The organism is Streptomyces swartbergensis, from assembly GCF_002148965.1.
Taxonomy (GTDB): Bacteria; Actinomycetota; Actinomycetes; order Streptomycetales; family Streptomycetaceae; genus Streptomyces; species Streptomyces swartbergensis.
The window spans coordinates 1-4,872 of record NZ_NGFN01000495.1 but is presented as its reverse complement, the minus strand read 5'-3'; the positions used below and the strand labels follow the sequence as shown (position 1 = coordinate 4,872).

General features: G+C 73.7%; 4 protein-coding genes. 1 reads left to right on the top strand and 3 read right to left on the bottom strand.

Annotated features, from left to right (window positions below):
• Window positions 1-619: 619 nt before the first annotated feature.
• Window positions 620-1,753, top strand: a complete 1,134-nt coding sequence (locus CA983_RS40840; RefSeq protein ID WP_086605724.1) for an acyl-CoA dehydrogenase family protein — start codon at window positions 620-622, stop codon at window positions 1,751-1,753.
• Between the two features lie 118 nt (window positions 1,754-1,871).
• Here the strand turns inward: CA983_RS40840 and CA983_RS40835 are convergent, their stop codons facing one another.
• The 3 genes from CA983_RS40835 to CA983_RS40825 all read right to left on the bottom strand — a co-directional run bounded on the left by CA983_RS40835 (window position 1,872) and on the right by CA983_RS40825 (window position 4,675).
• Window positions 1,872-2,201 (bottom strand): rhodanese-like domain-containing protein, encoded by a 330-nt coding sequence (locus tag CA983_RS40835; protein WP_086605723.1) that lies wholly within the window; start codon window positions 2,199-2,201, stop codon window positions 1,872-1,874.
• A 58-nt stretch (window positions 2,202-2,259) separates the two neighbouring features.
• Window positions 2,260-3,171, bottom strand: a complete 912-nt coding sequence (locus CA983_RS40830) for a hypothetical protein (protein WP_208637154.1) — start codon at window positions 3,169-3,171, stop codon at window positions 2,260-2,262.
• Window positions 3,172-3,241: 70 nt separating this feature from the next.
• Entirely contained in the window at window positions 3,242-4,675 is a 1,434-nt protein-coding gene (locus CA983_RS40825; protein WP_086605722.1) for a DUF2252 domain-containing protein, read from the bottom strand.
• Between the last annotated feature and the right edge of the window lie 197 nt (window positions 4,676-4,872).

The following is a 4,872-nucleotide window of genomic DNA, read 5'->3' as shown; positions in this document are numbered from 1 at the left end:
CGGTGGGCGGGTCCGGCACGGTGGGCGGGTCCGGCACGGTGGGCGGGTCCGGCTCGGCAGGCCCGCCCGACTTGGCCGGCACACCCGGCCCGGCCGGGCCGTCCGGCCCGTGCCGGGCGTCCGAGCCTCCGTCGTACGCGTCCATTCAGCCCCGTTCCACGATCCCGGTCCGTCGTTCCGTCCGCCCGGCCGCGAGGGCGTCGTACCGCCCGCGCACCACTGCACGACGTCGGCACGGGCACGGTACTCAGGCCGCCCACCCGGGCACAGCCTCTTGCGCCGGTTCCGACCGTGGCCGTCACCACACCGCGGAAGCCGACCCCAAGCCGACCCCAAGCCGACCCGAAGCCGACCCGAAGTTGATCGGAAGCCGACCGTACGGTGCTCGCGGCGGCCGGGGAGCGGCGGTCCCCCTGGTCCGCAGGGGACCCCCGCAGGTTATCCACAGGGAGCCCGGGCAGGTCGCCCACAGGAGTGACACCCTACGGCGCCCGACCGCACACCCATTCCCTTCTCCTAGAACCTGTTCTATCTTGCGGGCCAGTCAGCTCACGTCAGCTCACGTCAGCTTGTGTCAGCTCGTGTCAGCTCAACGGGACCGGCCGGAAGGACAGGCACCGTGGACTTCACCTTCACCGAGGAGCAGCAGGCGGCGGCCGAGGCGGCGAAGGGCGTGTTCGCCGGGGTCGCGCCCGATGCCGTGCCCAGTCCGGCCCTCACCCCGGGTGCCGTCGCCGACGCCTGCGACCGCGCCCTGTGGGCGAAACTCGCCGACGCCGACCTGCTGAGCCTGCTGCTGGACGCCCGGTACGGCGGGGCCGGCCTGGACGCGATCGCGCTGTGCCTGGTGCTGCGGGAGTCGGCACGGGTGCTGGCCAGGGTGCCGCTGCTGGAGAGCAGCGCGGCAGCCGCCGCCGTCCAGGCCTTCGGCGGCGAGGAGACGAAGTCGGCGCTGCTGGCCCGGGCGGGCCGGGGCGAGCTCGTGCTGACCGTCGCCGCGCACGGCCGCACCGGCCACGACCCGGCCGAGCTCGCCGTGACCGCGCGGCAGGACGGCGAGACATGGGTGCTGGACGGAGCGCAGACGGCGGTGCCGTGGGCGTATGACGCGGACGTCACGGTCGTCCCCGCGCACACGAGAACCGGGCGGACCGTGCTGGCCCTGGTCCCGCGGGGGCACGAGGGGGTCGTCCTGGCCGAGCAGTTCTCCACGAGCGGTGAGCGGCTCGGCGAGCTGCGGCTGGAGTCGGCCCGGCTGGCCGACCGGGACGTGATCGACGCCGACGGCGCGTGGGAGTGGCTGCGGGACCTGCTGGCCACCGGGACGTGTGCGCTGGCGCTCGGGCTCGGGGAGCGCGTGCTGCGGATGACCGGGGAGTACACGAGCCAGCGGGAACAGTTCGGCTTCCCGATCGCGACGTTCCAGGCCGTCGCCGTGCAGGCCGCCGACCGCTACATCGACCTGCGCGCGATGGAGGCCACGCTGTGGCAGGCCGCGTGGCGGATCGCCTCGGGGGCGCCGGGCGCACTGCCCGCCGCCGGTGATGTCGCGGTCGCCAAGATCTGGGCGGCGGAGGGCGTACGCCGGGTCGTGCAGACGGCGCAGCATCTGCACGGCGGGTTCGGCGCCGACGTCGACTATCCCCTGCACCGGTACCACGCCTGGGCCAAGCACCTGGAGCTGTCGCTCGGCCCGGCGGCGGCGCACGAGGAGGCCCTGGGCGACCTGCTGGCGGCCCACCCGTTGGCCTGAACCCACGGGCGGGCGGACGCCACAGAGCGCTATGCGCGCTACAGCCGCCACAGCGCTACAGCCGCCACAGCCGCCACAGCCGCTACAGCCGCTACAGCCGCTACAGCCGCTACAGCCGCTACAGGACGAACCCGGGCTGCCCGTCGTCCGTCACGACGGGACGGCCCGCCGCCTGCCACACCTGCATGCCGCCGTCGACGTTCACGGCGTCGATGCCTTGCTGGGCCAGGTACATCGTGATATCGGCGGAACGCCCGCCGGAGCGGCAGATCACATGGACCCGGCCGTCCTGTGGGGCCGCCTCGGTCAGCTCCCCGTACCGGGCGACGAACTCGCTGATGGGGATGTGCAGCGCCCCTTCGGCGTGACCGGCCTTCCACTCGTCGTCCTCCCGGACGTCCAGCAGGAAGTCGCCGTCCTTGAGGTCCGCGACCTCGACCGTGGGCACACCAGCTCCGAAACTCATGCTTCCGACGCTACCCGAAGCAGCCCGGCCGGGCCGCGGCTCAGCCCTCCGCGAGCAGCGCGGCCAGCTCCCGCTCCCGCTCGGTGACCTGCGTGAGCAGCTGCTGCCCGATCTCGTCCAGGAGGCCGTCCGGGTCGTCCGGGGCCAGCTGGAGCATGTGGCCTATGGCGCTCTCCTCCAGCTCCTTGGCGAGCAGGGCGAGCAGTTCCTTGCGCTGGGCGAGCCATTCGAGGCGGGCGTAGAGCTCCTCGGCGCGGCTCGGGCCCCGCTTCAGCTCTGGCCCCTTGGCCCACTCCTCGGCGAGTTCACGCAGCTCCGTCTCGTCGCCGCGGGCGTAGGCGGCGTTCACCCGGGTGATGAACTCCTCGCGCCGCTCGCGTTCCTTCTCCTCCTGCGCCAGGTCCGGGTGGGCCTTGCGGGCCAGCTCGCGGTAGAGCTTGCGGGCCTCGTCGCTGGGGCGGACCCGCTGCGGTGGCCGGACCGCCTGGTCCGTGAGCATCGCCACGGCCTCGGGGAACAGGCCGCTGTCGTCCATCCAGCCGTGCAGCAGTTCCTCGACGCCGGGGATCGGCGCGAGCCGGGCCCTGGCCTCCTCCGCCCGGCGCCGGTCCTGCGGGTCGCCGCTGCGGGCGGCCCTGGCCTCGAGGATCCGGGCGTCCAGCTCCTCGAGCCGGCCGTAGAGCGGACCAAGTTTCTGTTCGTGCAGCCGGGAGAAGTTCTCGATCTCGACGCGGAAGGTCTCCACCGCGATCTCGTACTCGATCAGCGCCTGCTCGGCGGCCCGCACGGCCCGCTCCAGCCGCGCCTCGGGCCGCGCCGCCTCGCCTTCGGTATGCGCCGCGCCGCCCTCGGGGCGATCCTCGCCGCCCTCGGCACGCGCCGCGTCACCTTCGGGCGTCACCCGTTCCTCACCGGCGCCGCCACCACCCTGCTCAGCTTCCGGGGTCGTCACCCGACCAGCGTAGGCCACGGCCCGACCGCTCCCGCGCTCCGGCAGCCACATGCCCGACGGCCCTCAGGGTTCAGACCCCCATCTCCGCGGCGACCTTCCCCGCCCGCACCCCCGCCACCAGGTCAGCGTGGTCCGCCTCCGTACGGTCCGCGTAGGCGACGGCGAACGCCGCCATCGCCTYGTCCAGCTCCTCGCTCTTGCCGCAGTAGCCGGCGATGAGACGGGGGTCGGCGCTGTGGGAGYGGGCGCGGGCCAGGAGGGCGCCGGTCATCCGGCCGTAGTCGTCTATCTGGTCGGCGGCCAGGGCGGCCGGATCGACGCTGCCCTTGCGGTTGCGGAACTGGCGGACCTGGAAGGGACGCCCGTCGACCGTGGTCCAACCCAGCAGGATGTCGCTGACCACCTGCATCCGCTTCTGCCCCAGCACGACCCGCCGCCCCTCGTGACCGACCACCGGAGCGTCGAAACCGGCCGTCAGCAGATGCGGCACCAGCGCCGACGCCCGCGCCTCCTTCACCTGGAGCACCAGCGGCTCGCCCCGGTGGTCCAGGAGCAGCACGACGTAGGACCGCGTGCCGACACTGCCGGTGCCGACGACGCGGAACGCCACGTCGTGCACCGCGTGCCGGGCGAGGAGCGGCAGTCGGTCCTCCGGCAGTGTGCCGACGTACTCCTCCAGGGACACCGCCACCGCCGCGGCCTCCGCGTCCGGGACGCGCCGCAGCACCGGCGGGGCGTCGACGAAGCGGCGCCCGCCGTCCTCCGTGGCCTCCGTCGACCTGGCGGCGAAGCGGCCGCTGGTGTTGTGGCGGGCCTTCTCGGAGACCCGCTCCAGCGTGCCGAGCAGGTCATGGGCGTCCGTGTGGGAGACGAGCTCCTCGTCCGCGATGGCGTTCCACGCGTCCAGCACCGGGAGCCTCGCCAGCAGCCGCATGGTGCGGCGGTAGGCGCCCACCGCGTCGTAGGCCGCCTTGCGGCACCTCTCCTCGTCCGCTCCGGCCTCCCGGCCCGCGAGCACCAGGGAGGCCGCGAGGCGCTTCACGTCCCACTCCCAGGGGCCGAGCACCGTCTCGTCGAAGTCGTTCAGATCGATGACCAGACCGCCGCGGGCGTCGCCGTACAGGCCGAAATTGGCCGCGTGGGCGTCGCCGCAGATCTGTGCCTCGATCCGGGTCATGGGCGTGCGCGCGAGGTCATAGGCCATGAGGCCGGCGGCGCCGCGCAGGAACGCGAACGGTGTGGCGGCCATGCGGCCGACCCGGATCGGTGTGAGCTCGGGGAGCCGGCCGCGGCCCGACTCCTCGACCACGCTCACCGCGTCGGGCCGGGAAGCGTCCAGATCGAGCGTGGCGTGCGCGCGGCGCGGGATCCGCTTGCGCAGGGCCTTCCCTTCGTCCTTGGGCGAGCCCTCGGCGGGCCACTCGGCGAACCCGCGCACCCGCGGCAGCCGACGGGTCCCCGCGTGCACCGCCCTGCCCTCGTCCTCAGCACTGTCCCTGGTCATACCGACCGCCTCCCCCGCACGCGCACGAACATCAACTCGTGCGACCGTACAGCCGGTGGCCGAAACGCGTCAGACCCTGTGGACAACTCCACAGCTGTGGACAACCCGTGCGGGGGTCCGGCGAAAGACGACTCCTACGCCCCCGACGAGACCTGCGCCGGCACAGCCCCCTCCTGCACCTCCACCCGCTCCCGCCC